Consider the following 17,457-nt stretch of genomic DNA (forward strand, 5'->3'; position numbering starts at 1 on the left):
TTATTCGATTCTTTATACTGTGTCGCAATATTGATACCGGACAATCTCATGTCAGTAAGCGCATTTAACCGACGCTGGGCGGCGGTCATTCTGGAAGCACTCACTCGCCACGGCGTCAGGCATGTCTGCATTGCCCCTGGCTCTCGTTCTACACCGTTGACGCTGGCGGCAGCGGAAAACCCGGCTTTTATCCACCATACTCATTTTGATGAGCGCGGTCTTGGGCATCTGGCTTTAGGTCTGGCAAAAGTCAGCCGGCAGCCTGTCGCCGTGATTGTGACGTCCGGTACGGCGGTGGCGAATTTGTATCCCGCGTTGATCGAAGCGGGCCTGACCGGTGAAAAACTGATTTTACTTACCGCTGACCGACCGCCTGAACTTATCGACTGCGGCGCTAACCAGGCGATTCGTCAGGCCGGAATGTTTGCCTCGCATCCATCGCAAACGCTCTCCTTACCGCGCCCGACCCAGGACATCCCGGCGAGCTGGCTGGTGTCCACCATTGATAACGCCTTAGCTGCGCTGCATAGCGGGGCGGTTCATATTAATTGTCCGTTTGCGGAACCGCTGTATGGCGATATGGACGAAACGGGGATTGCCTGGCAGCAGCGCCTTGGCGACTGGTGGCAGGACGATAAACCCTGGCTGCGTGAAGCGCGTCGGCTGGAAAGCGACAAACAACGTGACTGGTTTTTCTGGCGACAAAAACGCGGCGTCGTGATTGCAGGTCGCATGAGTGCCGAAGAGGGCAAGAAGGTTGCGCAATGGGCGCAGATGCTAGGCTGGCCGTTGATTGGCGATGTTCTGTCGCAAACCGGACAGCCGTTGCCGTGCGCCGACCTGTGGCTCGGGAATGCGAAAGCGGTAACTGAATTACAGCAGGCGCAGATTGTGGTGCAGCTTGGCAGTAGCCTGACTGGAAAACGACTCCTGCAATGGCAGGCCAGCTGTGATCCGCAGGAATACTGGATTGTCGATAATCTCGAAGGCCGCCTCGATCCGGCTCATCATCGTGGGCGCAGGTTGGTAGCAAAGGTTGGCGACTGGCTGGAGCTGCATCCGGCGGAGAAACGTCAGCCCTGGTGCGTAGAAATCCCACGCCTGGCGCAGCTGGCCTGGCAGGCGGTAGAAGCCCGCCGCGACGCGTTTGGTGAAGCGCAATTAGCCCACCGTATCCGCGAATACCTGCCGGAGCAGGGACAACTGTTCGTGGGCAACAGCCTGGTGGTGCGTCTGATTGATGCGCTGTCACAGCTTCCGGCGGGTTTCCCGGTCTATAGCAACCGCGGCGCGAGCGGTATCGACGGTCTGTTGTCAACGGCTGCAGGCGTACAGCGCGCCAGCGCAAAATCGACGCTGGCTATCGTCGGCGATTTATCTGCGTTGTATGACCTCAATGCCCTGGCGTTATTGCGCCAGGTATCCGCGCCGTTTGTCCTGATAGTGGTCAACAATAACGGCGGGCAGATCTTCTCCCTGCTGCCGACGCCGACAAGCGAACGTGAACGGTTCTACCTGATGCCGCAGAACGTGCATTTTGAGCATGCTGCCGCCATGTTTGACCTTAAATACCAGCGTCCGGAAAACTGGGAGCAACTGGAGAGCGCGTTGAATAACGCCTGGCGTACTCCGGCGGCAACGGTGATTGAGCTGGTGGTAAATGAAACTGACGGGGCGCAAACCCTGCAGCAACTGCTGGCGCAGGTAAGCCATCTATGATCCTGCACGCGCAGGCAAACGAGGGCCAGCCAGGATTTCCCTGGCTGGTTTTCCTGCACGGTTTTTCCGGCGATTATCGCGAATGGCAGACGGTTGGCGAAGCGTTTCAGAATTATTCGCGGCTGTACATCGACCTGCCAGGACACGGCGGGTCCGCTGACATTAGCGTGAGCGGATTCGATGACGTAAACGCTTTGCTGCATAATACTCTGCTTAGTTACAACATACTTAACTACTGGCTGGTAGGATACTCTCTTGGCGGCAGAGTCGCGATGATGGCAGCCTGTCAGGAGATGCCGGGACTGTGTGGTCTGGTGGTTGAAGGTGGACATCCTGGCTTGCAAAGCGAGGAGGCGCGTGTGCAGCGTTGTCTCTCGGACGGTCGCTGGGCCGCGCGTTTTCGCGCTGAGCCGCTGCGCGAGGTGTTTAATGACTGGTACCAACAACCAGTTTTTTCCTCGCTGAATGCGGCGCAAAGAGAGGCGCTGGTCGCTCTGCGTAGCCAGAATAATGGGCATACGCTGGCGGCAATGCTTGAGGCAACCTCGCTTGCCGTACAACCTGATTTACGTGCGCAACTCCATACGCGCACATTTCCGTTTTATTATTTATGTGGTGAACGTGACGATAAATTCCGCGCTTTAGCGGCGGAAATATCAGTACCAAACCATGTGATTCGTAATGCCGGACACAACGCGCATCGGGATAATCCCGCTGGCGTGGTGGACTGTCTGGCTCAGATTCTGCGTCGCTGACTATAGGACATTTTATGATCTATCCTGATGAAACAATGCTTTACGCACCGGTAGAATGGCACGATTGCTCTGAAGGCTACACCGATATTCTTTATGAGAAATCCACCGACGGTATCGCAAAAATCACCATTAATCGTCCGCAGGTACGCAATGCCTTCCGTCCGGTTACCGTGAAAGAGATGATCCAGGCGCTGGCGGACGCCCGCTATGATGACAACATCGGCGTGATTATTCTGACTGGTGCGGGCGACAAAGCGTTTTGCGCAGGTGGCGATCAGAAAGTGCGTGGCGACTACGGCGGATACCAGGATGATTCCGGTGTGCATCACCTGAACGTACTGGACTTCCAGCGTCAGATTCGTACCTGTCCGAAACCGGTAGTGGCGATGGTTGCCGGTTTTTCCATCGGCGGCGGGCATGTGCTGCATATGATGTGCGACCTGACCATTGCGGCTGAAAACGCCATCTTTGGTCAGACCGGTCCGAAAGTCGGTTCTTTCGACGGCGGTTGGGGCGCTTCCTACATGGCGCGCATCGTCGGTCAGAAAAAAGCGCGTGAAATCTGGTTCCTGTGCCGTCAGTACGATGCAAAACAAGCGCTGGATATGGGCCTGGTCAACACCGTGGTTCCACTGGCGGATCTGGAAAAAGAGACCGTACGCTGGTGTCGCGAAATGCTGCAAAACAGCCCAATGGCGCTGCGCTGCCTGAAAGCCGCGCTGAACGCTGACTGCGATGGTCAGGCTGGTCTGCAGGAGCTGGCGGGTAACGCCACTATGCTGTTCTACATGACGGAAGAAGGTCAGGAAGGTCGTAACGCCTTTAACCAGAAACGTCAGCCTGATTTCAGCAAATTCAAACGGAATCCGTAATGCGTAGCGCGCAGGTATACCGCTGGCAGATCCCCATGGACGCGGGGGTGATTCTGCGCGACAGGCGGTTAAAAACGCGTGACGGGCTGTACGTTTGTCTTCGTGACGGCGAGCGCGAAGGGTGGGGAGAGATCTCCCCACTGCCGGGCTTTAGTCAGGAAAGCTGGGAAGAGGCGCAAACCGAACTGCTGGTCTGGGTCAAAGGCTGGCTGCAAGGCGATGCCTCTTTACCGCAACTGCCTTCGGTCGCCTTTGGCGCAAGCTGTGCGTTGGCCGAACTGGCCGGCGCATTGCCACAGGACGCAGATTACCGTGCTGCACCGCTGTGTACGGGCGATCCTGACGATCTGGTACTGCAACTGGCGGATATGCCAGGTGAAAAAGTGGCGAAGATCAAGGTCGGACTGTATGAAGCGGTTCGCGACGGTATGGTAGCCAACCTGCTGCTTGAGGCTATCCCAGAGCTGCATTTGCGTCTTGACGCCAACCGAGCCTGGACGCCGTTGAAAGCCCAGCAGTTTGCAAAATACGTTAATCCGGAGTATCGCGGCCGCATCGCTTTCCTCGAAGAACCGTGCAAAACCCGCGATGACTCCCGTGCTTTTGCGCGTGAAACTGGCATTGCCATCGCCTGGGATGAAAGTCTGCGTGAAGCGGATTTTACCTTCGAAGCCGAAGAGGGCGTCAAGGCTGTGGTTATCAAACCTACGCTGACGGGCAGTCTCGATAAAGTACGCGAACAGGTGGCAGCGGCACAAGCGCTTGGTCTCACCGCTGTTATTAGCTCGTCGATCGAGTCGAGCCTGGGCTTAACTCAGCTGGCGCGAATTGCCGCCTGGCTGACGCCGCAGACCATTCCAGGTCTGGATACCCTGAGTCTGATGCAGTGCCAGCAGGTACGCACCTGGCCGGGCAGCGCGTTGCCGTGTATTGACGTTGAAGCGCTGGAACGTCTGCTATGACCCAGCAGGACATGCCCGATAGCGTGAGCTTATCGGGCCTGATACAACCGGGTGACTGGCCGTGGCGCCACTGGCGACAAGTGCGTGCGAAGGCGCCAGCCCTGCGCCTCAACGATGAGGTATTAAACTGGAGCGAGCTCTGCACGCGCGTTGACCATCTGGCCTGCGGTTTTGCCGCTCAGGGCGTGGAAGAAGGCGATGGTGTCCTGCTTCGTGCCTGGAACCATCCGCGGGCTTTGCTGGCCTGGCTGGCATTGCTGCAATGTGGGGCGCGGGTTTTACCTGTGAATCCACAGTTGCCCCAGCCGCTGCTAGATGCGCTGGTCCCGGACTTAACGCTGCGTTTTGCGCTCGATCTGGAAGCCGCTAACGCACTTTCAGGGCTCAGTCCGTTGCAGATGCAGGTAGTGCCAGGCACGCATGCCGCCGCGTGGTTACCCGAACGTTTGAGCACGATGACGTTAACCTCTGGTTCTACCGGATTGCCGAAGGCGGCGGTGCATACCTGTCAGGCGCATCTGGCGAGCGCGCAGGGCGTGCTGTCGTTAATGCCGTTTGGCGCTGAAGATGACTGGCTACTCTCACTGCCGCTGTTTCATGTTTCCGGTCAGGGCATATTGTGGCGCTGGTTGTTTGCCGGGGCGCGAATGACCGTGCGCGACAAGCAGCCGCTTGAGCACATGTTGGCTGGGTGCACCCACGCTTCGCTGGTGCCTACGCAGTTGTGGCGCTTGCTGGTCAACAACAGGCCGGTCACGCTCAAAGCGGTACTGCTGGGCGGTGCGGCAATTCCTGTTGAATTAACGGAACAGGCGCGCGAGCAGGGGATTCGCTGCTGGTGCGGTTACGGTTTGACGGAGTTTGCTTCTACGGTCTGCGCGAAAGAGGCGGATGGTCTGGCGGATGTGGGTTCCCCGCTGGTAGGCAGAGAAGTCAGAATCGTTGATGATGAAATCTGGCTGCGTGCCGCCAGCATGGCGCAAGGTTACTGGCGTAACGGTAAGCTTATTCCCTTAGTGAACGCGGAAGGCTGGTTTGCGACCCGCGATCGCGGCGTGTTGAAGGACGGCAAGTTGACCATTGTCGGTCGTATGGACAATCTGTTCTTTAGCGGCGGGGAAGGCATTCAGCCGGAAGAGGTGGAACGCGTAATTGCAGCGCATCCGCATGTTCTGCAAGCCTTTATTGTGCCGATAGAAGACCAGGAGTTTGGGCATCGCCCGGTGGCGGTCATTGAGTATGACGCCAACGCTGGAGAAACCAATCTGGCAGAGTGGGTTAAAGATAAGCTAGCTCGCTTTCAACAACCGGTGTGTTGGTTGACGTTGCCTCCCGAACTCAAAGCTGGAGGGATTAAAATCTCTCGCCGCGCGCTGTCGGATTGGGTAACTGCTTCATTGTTAACATTAAGAAAACAGTAATTACATTTCTCACTTTCGCCGTTGCGTAGCCATTGTCCTTTTGTTTATCTGCTAATGTGTAACCTTGTGTGAAATTCATTAGCAAAAGGTGCGCTATGGAATGGCATGTGAAGAAGACTTGCTGTCACAAAAAAGCAAGGAGGCTCTATGTTGTGCTTTGTGATAGCGGCGGTTCGTTAAAGATGCTTGCCGAGGCGCAATCTTCTGAGCGGGTTAAGCCCGGAGATCTCCTTTCTCCCTTAAAAGACGCGCAGTATTGTATTAATCGCGATTTATCCCGGATGATTAAGATAATTGATGCCAGACAGTATATTTGCGACGAATGGGAACGCGTGTTACGACTGTCCGAAGATAAATAGTCTCAGGGCTGCTGGCGCTGATGTGAAGGCAGAAAAATCGTCATTAGCCCCGCCATGATGCACAGCACTCCGGCAAGTGCCTTCAATGAAAATGTTCCCTGCCAGCCGGGCAGAATCATGGATGCAACCCACACCAGCACATAGCTCAGGCTGAGCAGAGCATAAGCTTTGCTCAGTGCGAGCTGGTGCAGGGCTTTATGCCAACAAATAACCGACAGTAAATAGCCGGCCAGCCCGGCATACAGAGCAAACGCCCCGATGCTAAGAGAAAATACGGCTGTGATGAATTCCTGCGGCCGCAGCATTGGCGGCAGATTATCCATCGCGAAGCCGAGACTCAACTGGGCGGCGGAGGTGATAATAACGCTACATAATCCCCAAAAAATGCCCATTACACCGCACTCCCAAGAATAAAGATGCCGGTGATGATGAGCCCAACCCCCAGCCAGTGGCGCGTGGTGACGGGTTCACGCCAGATTTTCCATGCGGCCAGCGTCACCCAGACAAAGTTAAGACTCAGCATGGGGTAGGCGATGCCGACAGGAATGTTCTGCAGTACCGCGAGCCAGAGCAGCATGGCCAAACCGAGACTTGCCAGAGCAAGCCCAATCCATTGCGAAATATGACGTTTTCGCGCTCGTGCGGACACCGGTCGGGTCGCCTGCTTCTGGCATAACTGGCCGCAGACGCTGAGCATGCTGGCGAGAACTAAGGCTATCCAGATCATTTGGGTCGATACTGAATCAGGACCAGACGCCCCTGATTATCAATGTAATCAGCGGGAGGGATGGCAAGTTGATTAATATCTTCATCCTTATCAATCGAGAGCACGAGCGTAATGTTTCCTTGCTGACGATGTTGCGCTAACCAGTCGGCAAAGTCTTCCCGACTGACAAAACGCCCCTGGGCATCCGGGTAGTTAAGGCCATATTTTAACTCGCCCGTTTGTCCGTACATCATGATGTCGTCACGCTTCAGGCTCCAGGCCAGCCCCGCGGCGACGCCAACGCTATCGGTGAGAATATAACGGCTCGAGTCCAGCGACTCTTTGGTCATCTCGACAAAAAACTGTGGCTGTTTAGATTCCATCACCCGGTCAGGAATGGAAAAGCCAAACAACAGTGCCAGTCCCAATGGGCACAGCGCTGCGAATGGCCAGTTCTTCTCGCGGTTATTTAGCGTATACCAGCCGAACAGCGTCCAGACGATAAAAATACCCCACGCACAAAACACCTTATACGTTTCGATATGCGACCAGACCGGCGTCTTTAACGGGCCCAGCGTGGAAACAATAAACGTGGCGACAATCCCGGTCACACCGAACAGAACGTTGATCCAGCCATTGACGCGCAGCGCGGCTGAGCCTTTTTCCGCGGCCTGTAGGCCGAAACGCGCCATCAATATCGCCAGCGGCGCGAAGCAGGAAAGAATATAGGTTGGCAATTTTCCTTTCGCGATGCTGAAAAAAAGGATTGGCATGATAATCCAGCTTAGCAGGTACAGTGTGCTGCGCGGAACATCTCGCTCACGCCAGCCCGTACGCAGTGCGCCGGGAAGCAGCCCGAGCCACGGTAATGCGCCCGCTACAAATATCGGGATGTAGTACCAGACTGGAGCCTTGTGTTGAGCATCATCCTGCGCGAAGCGTTGAATGTGTTCGACCCAGAAGAAATAATGCCAGAAATCCGGCTCACGCCGGGCAATCGCTATTCCCCACGGCAGCACAATCACGACGCAGCCGACGACCGCCAGCAGACCGTAGAGTATGAGATCTTTCCAGCGCTTTTGTGCGAAAACCCACGGCAGTACGCTGAGCACCGGAACGGCAAGCGCCAGGAAACCCTTGGTCATTACGCCCATGCCGCAGGTTAACCCTAACAGCAAAAAGGCAGTCATTTTGCGCGTTCTGGTGGTGGCCTGCATCCCCTGCCAAAAACAACACATGCCCGCCATCAGCCAGAGCGCGATGATAGGATCAAGTACCGCGTAGGTGCCGATGCTGTATACCAAAAAAAACGTTAAAAAGATAACTGATGAGAGTACGGCGGTACGCTTATCCTGCCATAACCGCATGGCAAGCCAGGCTACCAGTAGCGCCGTCAGCAAGGTGGCAAAAATGGCCCCCGCTCTGACGCCAAAATTATTGGCGCCAAACAACCATTGCCCGATGCTGTTTAACCAGTATCCGGCAATCGGTTTTTCAAAATAACGCAGCCCTAAAAAGTGAGGAACGATCCAGTCGCCAGAGGTCAGCATCTCCCGGCTGATTTCGGCATAGCGCGTCTCATCTGGCTGCCAGAGCAGGCGACTGTTGATGGGAAGAATAAAATACAGCGCAATAAAAGCGATGAACGCCAGAGTGTAGCGGGCAGCAGATTTCATTGTGTCACACTCACCGGTTGTTGGCAGCCGAGCCACCCCTCTCTGCCGGGAATTTTGCCACGCACGATCTGTCCTGTTGGCAGCGTATTAATATCGTCTGGTAACAGCTCGCCGAGCGGGCAAAATGTGATCCCCATGTCTGCGGCACGAGTAAGCAACTCGTCAAAATCCTGATGAAAGGCGATGCCTTCAACTTCCGCATGAATGGTGTACACCGGTGTTCCTCTGCTCATCTGGATGTGGGAGAGAATATAAGAGTTGAAGTCCACCGCCTGGACCTCCTGACCAACCACTTCATCCCATGTTGGTAACGTGACGGGAATTTGCGGTGTACCTGTTTTCCCGGACGCCAGCACAGGACGGAATAACGATGTTCCCCGACAGTCGCTGTTATAGCGCAGATGGAACGTTTCTTTGGCATGGATGACGCGGTTGTCGGCACGCCATCCGGCAACCGCAGAACAGGTGACAGGCTGTCCGATGATGGCTTCAAGGGCGGATATGCCTCGTGAAATATCATCAATTAACTGTTTATCATTCCAGTTTCCGCTTCGCGCCTGCCAGGCATGGTGATCCCAGGCATGCAAACCGGTTTCATGAAGCAGGGCGGTTTGTGCAATGATCGCCGCATTAGCCTGGCCGATTTCTTTACCCGGCCATGCGGTTCCCGCCAGCAAAATATCCCATCCGTAGAGTGATGCCGCGTTTGAGCGCAGCATCTTCCACAGAAATTGTGGTTTCACAAGACGCCAGAGATGGCGCCCCATGTTGTCAGGTCCAACGCTAAAGAAAAAACTTGCCCGGACGCGATGTCGGTTCAATGTCTCCAGCAGGCGGGGCACGCCTTCGCGCGTCCCCCTGAACGTATCGACATCAATGCGCAAGCCGACTTTGGTCATGATGTGTGTTCCGTGATATCCACGCTGCGTAAGAAGAAGTCCAGCGTCTCTTCTACCGTTTCCTGCATCTCAATGCCAGGTTCCCAGTTCAGGCAGCGTTTTGCGTTGCGAATATTGGGCTTACGATGCTCAACGTCCTGATAACCTTTACCATAGTAGGTACTGCTTTCGACGTCGCGGAAACCGGCAAACGGCGGGAAGTGGTTACGCAATGGATGTTTTTCAAAGCAGGAAAGCAGCATTTCTGCCAGTTCCTGAATACTCGCTTCGTTCTCCGGGTTACCGATGTTGATAATCTCGCCGTCGCAGCGTCCGCCTTCGTTTTCAATGATGCGGTACAGGGCTTCGATACCATCGCGAATGTCGGTAAAGCAGCGTTTCTGCTTGCCGCCTTCAATCAGCTTGATCGGTGACCCTTCCACCAGATTGAGGATCAACTGGGTGATGGCGCGTGAGCTGCCGATACGCGCGGCGTTAAGGCTGTCCAGACGCGGCCCCATCCAGTTAAACGGGCGGAACAGGGTGAAGCGTAATCCCTCTTTTTCGCCGTACGCCCAGATAACGCGATCCAGCAACTGCTTAGAAACAGAGTAGATCCAGCGCGGTTTATTCACCGGGCCGACGATCAGATTCGAGCTGTCCTCATCGAAGACGTTATCGGTACACATGCCGTAGACTTCGGAGGTTGACGGGAAAATAATGCGCTTATGGTATTTCACGCAGTAGCGAATGATTTTCAGGTTCTCTTCGAAATCGAGCTCAAACACGCGCAGCGGGTTGCGGGTATATTCGATTGGCGTTGCGATCGCCACCAGCGGCAGCACGACGTCGCATTTTTTCACATGATACTCAATCCATTCGGAGTGAATGCTGATGTCACCTTCGACGAAATGGAATCGCGGATGTTGCAGAAAACGCCCAATGGCGTCGCTACCAATATCGAGTCCATATACTTCATAATTATCTTCTTGCAGCAGGCGCTCGGTCAGATGGTTACCAATGAAGCCGTTAACGCCGAGGATTAGCACACGAGTACGACGTTTGCTGGCGGTAACTGACTGGCTGTTCAGACGAGAACCTGGTACCAGGCCCAGAACCTGCGCCAGTTGTGACCCCTGCATTGCAATACCATCGCCAGCTTGTCCGGTAATAATCTCCAGTGCGCCATCAGCACAGGCGATCAGCAAAGGGGATACGGAGACGACGGTGCCCGGTTGGGCCGCAAAATCGTTTGTGCAAACCCGAGATGTCCAGACGGTGAATTTTTGCGTGCCGACATAGCTAAATGCGCCCGGCCACGGATCGCTGACGGCGCGAACCTGGTTATACAGCTCTGCGGCTGGCTTGTTCCAGTCGAGGAGGCTATCTTCCGGCGTACGGCGACCAAAGCAGGTGGCTTCTGCTTCCTGTTGGGGGCGTTCTGCATAATCTCCCGTTTTAATCGCAGGCAGCGTTTGTTCCAGCAACTGACGCGCAGCCTGGCACAATTTATGGTGCAGCGTTAACGCCACGTCTTCCGGCGAAATAGCAACGCGCTGCTGGGCAACTATGGCACCCGCATCCGCGCGTTTGACCATGCGGTGAAGCGTGACGCCGGTTTCGGTTTCGCCATTAACCAATACCCAGTTCAGAGGCGCGCGACCACGGTATTTCGGCAGCAGCGAACCGTGCAGATTAAATGCCCCCTTAGGCGCAAGACTGAGGATCTCATCACTCAGTAAATGACGATAGTAGAATGAGAAGATGACATCTGGCGCCAGTTGGCTAATGCGCTCAATCCACAGGGGATGATTGACCTCGTCCGGGGCGTAAACCGGAATACCAGCGCTGGCCGCCAGGCGGGAAACAGATCCAAAAAACGCTTTTTCACCCGGGTTGTCGGTGTGTGTAAAAATTGCAGCGATTTCATAACCTGCATCTAACAAAGCCTGGACACCCTGACATCCCATATCGTGATAGGCAAATACGACGGTTTTCATGCGCGGTTTTCCTCGTTTGACTGTGTGGTTTGTGGGCGAATAACGTGTTGAACAAAATAGCGGGGGCGGGCGCGGACATCGTTATAGATGCGACCGATATATTCGCCGAGTAAACCCATGCCAATAAACTGTGCGCCGATAAAGGTAAACAGGACGGCAAACAGCATGAATACCCCTTCCGCGGCCCACTGCGGGCCGAGCGTCAGGCGCAGAACAACAAGCACAACGGATAAGGTAAAGCCGGTGGCGGCAATCACGCTGCCCAACAGGCTCAACATACGAAGCGGCGTGGTGGTCAGACAGGTCACCAGGTCATACATCAGGTTGATCAGACGCATGAAGCTGTATTTAGAGTCACCAAATTCACGCTCTGCATGATGTACCGGGATTTCGGTGGCGCGACGGGCAAAAATATTGGCCAGAATCGGGATAAAGGTGCTGCGCTCCTGGCAATGCAGCATGGCATCGACGATGTGACGGCGATAGGCGCGTAGCATGCAACCATAGTCGCCCATCGCTTTACCGGTGGTGCGCTGAATAAGATGGTTGATCATGCGCGAGGCGGTCTTACGAAATACGCTGTCCTGGCGGTTCTGACGTACCGTACCCACCACATCGAAGCCTTCATCTGCGGTGGCAACCAGTCGGGGGATCTCCTCCGGCGGGTTTTGCAAATCGGCATCCAGCGTGATGATCAAGTCGCCGGTGACATGGCTGAAACCGGCCATAATTGCCGAGTGTTGCCCGTAATTTCGATTCAGTAAAATAGAGACAATATGGCTGTTCGGTGCCTGAGACGCGTCCATCATCAACTGCGCGGAGTTGTCGCTGCTGCCGTCATCGATTAGCAGAATCTCATAGTCTTTGCCCAATTTTTCGCAGGCGGCACTGGTACGTCTGATTAGCTCTGGCAGGCTTTCCTGTTCATTAAAAACGGGAATGACCACCGAGACTTTTTTGATCGGTGCTGCTTCAAACATGGTTATTGTCCTGCAATCTCGCGAAGTGCCGTAATCACCCGCTGGGTGTCCGCTTCGGTCATGTCGGGGAATAGCGGCAGCGAGCATATGCGCGCGCTGTTCCATTCAGTATTTGGGAGCGAAAGGGTAGTGAAGCGTTCGCGGTAATATTTTTGCGTATGGGCCGCACGAAAATGCAGACCAGTACCGATATTTTTGGCCTTTAGCGTCTCCATCAGGGCATCTCTGCTCAGGCCACAGCGCGCTTCGTCAACGCGAATGATGTACAGATGCCAGGCGTGAACGTGCGACCACTGGGGCAGGCCCAGCGGTTGAAACGGGGTATCGGCCAGCGCCTGTTGATATTTGTGGGCAATTTGCGCCCGGCGTGAATTCAGTTGTCCCAGCTTATTCAGCTGTACCAGCGCGATGGCGGCATTGATATCTGTGAGGTTGTATTTGTATCCTGGCGCAAGTACTTCGGCCTGCGGCGCCCGGCCATAGGTTTGTCGATCAAATGCATCGACGCCCAGACCGTGAAACTTCAGGCTGCGAAGACGCTGGGCAAGCTGACTGTCGTCGGTGACGATTAGCCCACCTTCTGCACAGGTGATATTTTTGATGGCGTGAAACGAGAAGATTGCCGTGCCGCGCGCGCCGACATGGCGACCCTTATATAACGTCCCTACGGCGTGAGCCGCATCTTCTATAACCGGAATGCCGTAGCGCTCGCCAATGGCATAAATTGCGTCAAGGTCGGCGGGGGCGCCTGCGTAATGTACCGGAATAATGGCTTTGGTACGCGGGGTGATAGCGGCTTCAATTTGCTCCGGCGTGACCATCAGCGTATCGCGGTCGACGTCGATCATGACCGGCGCCGCACCCAGCAAAACAATCATGTTGAGGGTCGAAACCCATGTCATTGACGGCGTAATGACCTCATCGCCTGCGCCTATGCCCAGCGCCATCAACGTGATGTGCATCCCTGCCGTAGCGGAGCAGACGGCGACGGCGTGCTGATTTCCGGTGAGCTGACAGAATGCTTCTTCCAGTTGTTGGTTTTTCGGGCCGGTGGTTATCCATCCAGAGTCCAGAACCGTCTTCACAGCGGCAAGTTCTTCAGCGCCCATGGTCGGGCGAGAGAAAGGCAAAAAGTCAGACATCATTATTCCTTCAAGCCATTTAACGCCACCGAAGTTTTATTTTTCGTGATAAACAGGGGGCGTTAATTATTTAATCAGGCTTCAAAGGTTAATGACTGAAGGTTAATTTATCCTTAAGAGTTTAAGGTTTGAAATTCAAAGATAAAAAGAGGGAGCGGTGATTTATTTGTTTGAATATAAAGTGTTTTTAGTCTTCATGGCGGTAATGACCTCTGTTGCTGAATGCTGAGAACAATACCGCTATTGTGCACATTGTTTATATTACGTTTAAACTTGTGGGATTTACAGTAACCCTTTCAAAGTTAACGTTTTACGCGTGGCGATATTTAAGTCGTAGGTGCGGAGATCTTCCGCTTTAACCCAGGCGAATGCCTGGAACTCTTCGTTAATGTTCACTTCGCGATTCGCCGCCACACAATCGAAGATGAGATAAATCATATAAATCTCTTCCTGGCTGCCATCGGCATAAGTTTTGGTACGAATATCGTCACTAAAGGTCCATGGCGTAATTTCTGATAACACCAACTGTTCACCCAGTTCTTCTCTCACTTCCCGGCGCAAAGCTTCTTCGATGCGTTCGCCTGGTTCAACACCGCCGCCAGACAGCGCCCACTGACCGGGAAACACACCGCGGTCGTCAGCCATTTTGCACAGCAAATAACAGCCATCGTTTTCAATTAATGGGCAAACAATCGTTCTTTGGCGCATAAGTTCAGTCCTTTAGGGGAGGTAGAAAAAAATTCCATCATGCACGCATCTTACCTTTTGCTGACGCTAGAAAAAATGCTTCATCAATGAATAACGCCACTTTGGCTGGGAAAACAGGATGTTTGTTGAAAACGGCCATTTGCTACGTTCACATGTATAAATGACACAAGAATTTAACCTTATCCACATCTTCTGAGTAGTATTTAGTTACAATATGTCGTTGCATCGCTTTTTTAGCTCATTGATTCCTCGTCATCTGACAGTACAATTCACCGGTTTTGGGGCTATGTTTTGATTCTTGCTGGAAAGGATAGAAAATGAAAAAAAGTTTAATGTTGGGTTTTGCCGGAATGCTGTTTTTTTCCGCGTCGGCGAGCGCGATTAGCATCAGCGGCCAGGCGGGCGAAGACTACACCAACCTGGGTTTCGGTATGGGTACTGAGACCACCGGTCTGGCTGTCAGCGGTAACTGGATGCATAACGATGACGACGGTGATGTTGCCGGACTGGGCCTGGGTCTGAATATCCCACTGGGTCCACTGTTAGCGACCGTTGGCGGTAAAGGCGTTTATATCAATCCAAACGATGGTGATGAAGGTTATGCGGCGGCGGTAGGTGGCGGTCTGCAGTGGCCGATCGGCGACAGCATTCGTCTGTTTGGTGAGTACTATTACTCGCCGGATTCGCTTTCCAGCGGTATCGACAGCTATGAAGAAGCGAATGCCGGTGCGCGTCTGACTATCCTGCGCCCGCTGAGCATTGAAGCCGGCTATCGCTATCTGAACCTGGCGGGTAAAGACGGCAACCGTGATAATGCGATTGCTGACGGCCCGTACGTTGGGGTTAATGCCAGCTTCTGATATTTCTGGCGCGGCGTTCAGTCGCGCCTTCCCCCCTCCATGCGTTATAGTGTTTTCATCATAAAAGCAGGAGAACACGATGTTAAACGTGGAGATGTTATCCACCGGGGATGAAGTGTTGCACGGACAAATCGTCGACACCAATGCCGCCTGGCTGGCCGATTTTTTCTTTAATCAGGGTTTACCGCTAACGCGTCGCAACACGGTAGGTGACAATCTTAACGATTTGGTCGCCGTCTTGCGTGAGCGTAGCGAACATGCCGATGTACTGATCGTTAACGGCGGTCTGGGGCCAACCAGCGATGACTTGAGCGCGCTGGCGGCGGCAACGGCAAAAGGCGAAGGGCTGGTGCTGCATGAAGCATGGCTCGCCGAGATGGAGCGTTATTTCCGCGATCGTGGACGCGTAATGGCGCCGAGCAACCGCAAACAGGCTGAACTTCCTGCCAGCGCGGAGTTTATCAATAATCCGGTGGGGACCGCGTGCGGGTTTGCCCTGAAGCTTAATCGCTGCCTGATGTTCTTTACGCCGGGTGTACCATCTGAATTTAAAGTCATGGTTGAGCATGAGATCCTGCCGCGTTTGCGTGAGCGTTTTTCGCTGTCTCAACCTCCGCTATGTCTGCGATTAACCACTTTTGGTCGTTCAGAAAGCGATCTGGCGCAAAGCCTGGATCCGCTGCCATTGCCTCCGGGAGTGACAATGGGCTACCGCTCCTCAATGCCGATTATTGAGCTGAAGCTGACCGGACCGGATTCCCAACGCGAAGCGATGCTGGCGCTGTGGCCCGAAGTTAAGCGGGTTGCCGGGCAGAATATGATTTTCGAAGGTACGGAAGGTTTACCCGCGCAAATCGCCCGCACATTGCAGGAACGACAATACAGCCTGACGCTGAGCGAACAATTCACCGGTGGCCTGGTGGCGCTACAGCTTTCGCGTGCAAATGCTCCTTTGTTGGCAAGTGAAGTGGTGCCTCCCCAGGAAGAAACGCTGGCGCAAACGGCGCATTGGGTAACCGAGCGACGAGGCAATCACTATGCCGGGCTGGCACTGGCGATATCGGCTTTCGAAAACGAACATATTAACTTTGCGTTGGCCACGCCTAACGGGACGCATGCCTTACGCGTACGGTTGAACGCTAATCGCTACAGCTTGCCGATTCGCCAGGAAGTGTGCGCGATGATGGCCCTCAATATGCTGCGCCGTTGGCTCAACGGCCAGGATGTTGCCAGCGAGCACGGCTGGATCGAAGTCGTTGAGTCGCTCACGATTTAATGATTGATAGGGAAGGCTACAAACCTTCCCTGTCTGACTCATTTGGTGACATCGTCAGGCAATAACCCAGTAATTAACCGAATCAAATCTCTATCAATTCCATTTTCCAGCATCATGCGCGCGATGCGCAAGGCTTCTTCTTGTGTACCTTTGCGTACTCCTTGCGCTAATCCTTGTTGTATCCCTTGTTCAATTCCTTGTTGCAGCCCATTGTGGTGACCTTCCTGTTTCAGCCTCTCTGCTATTGTCATTAACCTCTCCTTGTTATGTGGGGAACGTTCGGCAACTTCATGGATAAATCCGCTGACGTGAGAAGCGTCACCGTACCGTAGCAGATAATTAAATAGCGTTTGTAGCTGGCTGTCATTAGCGGTACTTGTAACTAATAGCGAGACCAGTCGGTCCACTAACCCCATTAAATCACGATCGCGGATATGTTTTTGCATCAACTCAAGCAGCGCAATCCCCTGATGTTGTGCGATTTCATCGTCAGGTATTACGGTAATGTCGACCAGCGGAAAAGCCTCTGAATACAGTTGGCGCGCCAGTTGCGGATTATCAAATTCATCCAGCCAGTTGAGCGACCAGGGATAGGGACTTTGTTGACCGTGATAAAACAGCATGGGGATCACCAGCGGCAGCGTTTTATGCCCGGCATCAAGATGATGCTGCATCGCAGCAGTGGCATAACGCATCAGGCGAAATGCCATGTGCTGTACCGCGGTACTCTGATGTTCGATAACACAATAGATATACCCCTGACCTTCGCGTGTTTTTAGTGACCACAATACGTCTGAGTAGTAAGCACGGAGATCCTGTTCGATAAAACTGGTGGACTCCAGCTTCAGCGTTTGCATATCGCATATCTCACGTAATGCGACAGGGAGGTGAATATCCAGAAAATCCCGAGCCATCTCGGGGTAAGACATTATCTTTTTAAAAACCGCATCGTGCGGTGTAGGTGTGGTGGATTTAGCCATGGTAGTCCGTCACCAGAAAGAGAAGATGGCGTGACGGTATCCGCTTCTAACATGCGTTGCATGTGGAGAATGGGGGCTTTGCGTAGATGAATCAGAGATAAATACGTCCAATTGCAACGTATTCAGTTAAGCGGAACATGATGCGCAAAAATGCCCGGTAAGC

General features: G+C 53.9%; 17 protein-coding genes. 8 read left to right on the forward strand and 9 right to left on the reverse strand.

Going from position 1 to position 17,457, the window contains the following annotated elements:
* The first annotated feature begins 48 nt into the window (after positions 1–48).
* The 6 genes from menD to pmrD all read left to right on the forward strand — a co-directional run bounded on the left by menD (position 49) and on the right by pmrD (position 6,088).
* Positions 49–1,719 (forward strand): 2-succinyl-5-enolpyruvyl-6-hydroxy-3-cyclohexene-1-carboxylic-acid synthase, encoded by a 1,671-nt coding sequence (gene menD, locus OGV80_RS21820; RefSeq protein WP_286515753.1) that lies wholly within the window; start codon positions 49–51, stop codon positions 1,717–1,719.
* Complete coding sequence (gene menH / locus OGV80_RS21825; RefSeq protein ID WP_087052493.1) at positions 1,716–2,474, forward strand: 2-succinyl-6-hydroxy-2,4-cyclohexadiene-1-carboxylate synthase; 759 nt, start codon at positions 1,716–1,718, stop codon at positions 2,472–2,474. Before menD ends, menH begins: the two co-directional genes overlap by 4 nt.
* Positions 2,475–2,488: 14 nt before the next feature.
* Positions 2,489–3,346 carry a 1,4-dihydroxy-2-naphthoyl-CoA synthase gene (menB, locus tag OGV80_RS21830; protein ID WP_003027671.1) on the forward strand — a complete coding sequence of 286 codons (858 nt, stop codon included), beginning with the start codon at positions 2,489–2,491 and terminating at the stop codon, positions 3,344–3,346.
* Entirely contained in the window at positions 3,346–4,308 is a 963-nt protein-coding gene (gene menC / locus OGV80_RS21835; RefSeq protein WP_100194618.1) for an o-succinylbenzoate synthase, read from the forward strand. Before menB ends, menC begins: the two co-directional genes overlap by 1 nt.
* Positions 4,305–5,729 carry an o-succinylbenzoate--CoA ligase gene (menE, locus tag OGV80_RS21840; protein ID WP_047409811.1) on the forward strand — a complete coding sequence of 475 codons (1,425 nt, stop codon included), beginning with the start codon at positions 4,305–4,307 and terminating at the stop codon, positions 5,727–5,729. The genes menC and menE overlap by 4 nt, the downstream gene beginning before the upstream one ends.
* A gap of 95 nt (positions 5,730–5,824) precedes the next feature.
* Complete coding sequence (gene pmrD / locus OGV80_RS21845) at positions 5,825–6,088, forward strand: signal transduction protein PmrD (RefSeq protein WP_043017037.1); 264 nt, start codon at positions 5,825–5,827, stop codon at positions 6,086–6,088.
* Positions 6,089–6,090: 2 nt separating this feature from the next.
* Here pmrD and arnF read toward each other — a convergent pair whose 3' ends face one another.
* From arnF to nudI, 8 genes are all read right to left on the reverse strand, one after another.
* Positions 6,091–6,480, reverse strand: coding sequence for a 4-amino-4-deoxy-L-arabinose-phosphoundecaprenol flippase subunit ArnF (gene arnF, locus OGV80_RS21850; RefSeq protein ID WP_043017036.1), 390 nt, complete (start codon positions 6,478–6,480; stop codon positions 6,091–6,093).
* Positions 6,480–6,815 (reverse strand): 4-amino-4-deoxy-L-arabinose-phosphoundecaprenol flippase subunit ArnE, encoded by a 336-nt coding sequence (gene arnE, locus OGV80_RS21855; protein ID WP_043017035.1) that lies wholly within the window; start codon positions 6,813–6,815, stop codon positions 6,480–6,482. The genes arnF and arnE overlap by 1 nt, the downstream gene beginning before the upstream one ends.
* Positions 6,812–8,470 (reverse strand): lipid IV(A) 4-amino-4-deoxy-L-arabinosyltransferase, encoded by a 1,659-nt coding sequence (arnT, locus tag OGV80_RS21860; protein WP_087052495.1) that lies wholly within the window; start codon positions 8,468–8,470, stop codon positions 6,812–6,814. Before arnT ends, arnE begins: the two co-directional genes overlap by 4 nt.
* On the reverse strand, positions 8,467–9,369 hold the full coding sequence (arnD, locus tag OGV80_RS21865; RefSeq protein ID WP_043017033.1) for a 4-deoxy-4-formamido-L-arabinose-phosphoundecaprenol deformylase: 903 nt from the start codon (positions 9,367–9,369) through the stop codon (positions 8,467–8,469). Before arnD ends, arnT begins: the two co-directional genes overlap by 4 nt.
* Positions 9,366–11,348, reverse strand: coding sequence for a bifunctional UDP-4-amino-4-deoxy-L-arabinose formyltransferase/UDP-glucuronic acid oxidase ArnA (gene arnA / locus OGV80_RS21870; protein WP_286515754.1), 1,983 nt, complete (start codon positions 11,346–11,348; stop codon positions 9,366–9,368). The genes arnD and arnA overlap by 4 nt, the downstream gene beginning before the upstream one ends.
* Positions 11,345–12,328, reverse strand: coding sequence for an undecaprenyl-phosphate 4-deoxy-4-formamido-L-arabinose transferase (gene arnC, locus OGV80_RS21875; protein ID WP_043017031.1), 984 nt, complete (start codon positions 12,326–12,328; stop codon positions 11,345–11,347). The genes arnA and arnC overlap by 4 nt, the downstream gene beginning before the upstream one ends.
* A gap of 2 nt (positions 12,329–12,330) precedes the next feature.
* Complete coding sequence (gene arnB, locus OGV80_RS21880; RefSeq protein WP_286515844.1) at positions 12,331–13,470, reverse strand: UDP-4-amino-4-deoxy-L-arabinose aminotransferase; 1,140 nt, start codon at positions 13,468–13,470, stop codon at positions 12,331–12,333.
* Between the two features lie 282 nt (positions 13,471–13,752).
* A complete protein-coding gene (gene nudI, locus OGV80_RS21885; RefSeq protein ID WP_043017029.1) occupies positions 13,753–14,178 on the reverse strand; it encodes a nucleoside triphosphatase NudI in 426 nt (141 codons plus the stop codon).
* A gap of 317 nt (positions 14,179–14,495) precedes the next feature.
* On the opposite strand from nudI, the gene OGV80_RS21890 reads away from it, so the two are divergent.
* Positions 14,496–15,038, forward strand: a complete 543-nt coding sequence (locus OGV80_RS21890; RefSeq protein ID WP_286515755.1) for a YfaZ family outer membrane protein — start codon at positions 14,496–14,498, stop codon at positions 15,036–15,038.
* A gap of 79 nt (positions 15,039–15,117) precedes the next feature.
* Positions 15,118–16,314, forward strand: coding sequence for a nicotinamide mononucleotide deamidase-related protein YfaY (locus OGV80_RS21895; protein ID WP_043017027.1), 1,197 nt, complete (start codon positions 15,118–15,120; stop codon positions 16,312–16,314).
* 38 nt (positions 16,315–16,352) lie between these two features.
* Here OGV80_RS21895 and OGV80_RS21900 read toward each other — a convergent pair whose 3' ends face one another.
* A complete protein-coding gene (locus OGV80_RS21900) occupies positions 16,353–17,294 on the reverse strand; it encodes an Rpn family recombination-promoting nuclease/putative transposase (RefSeq protein ID WP_075145889.1) in 942 nt (313 codons plus the stop codon).
* Positions 17,295–17,457 lie beyond the last annotated feature (163 nt).

This window comes from Citrobacter sp. Ce119 (assembly GCF_030334525.1).
Taxonomy (GTDB): Bacteria; Pseudomonadota; Gammaproteobacteria; order Enterobacterales; family Enterobacteriaceae; genus Citrobacter; species Citrobacter europaeus.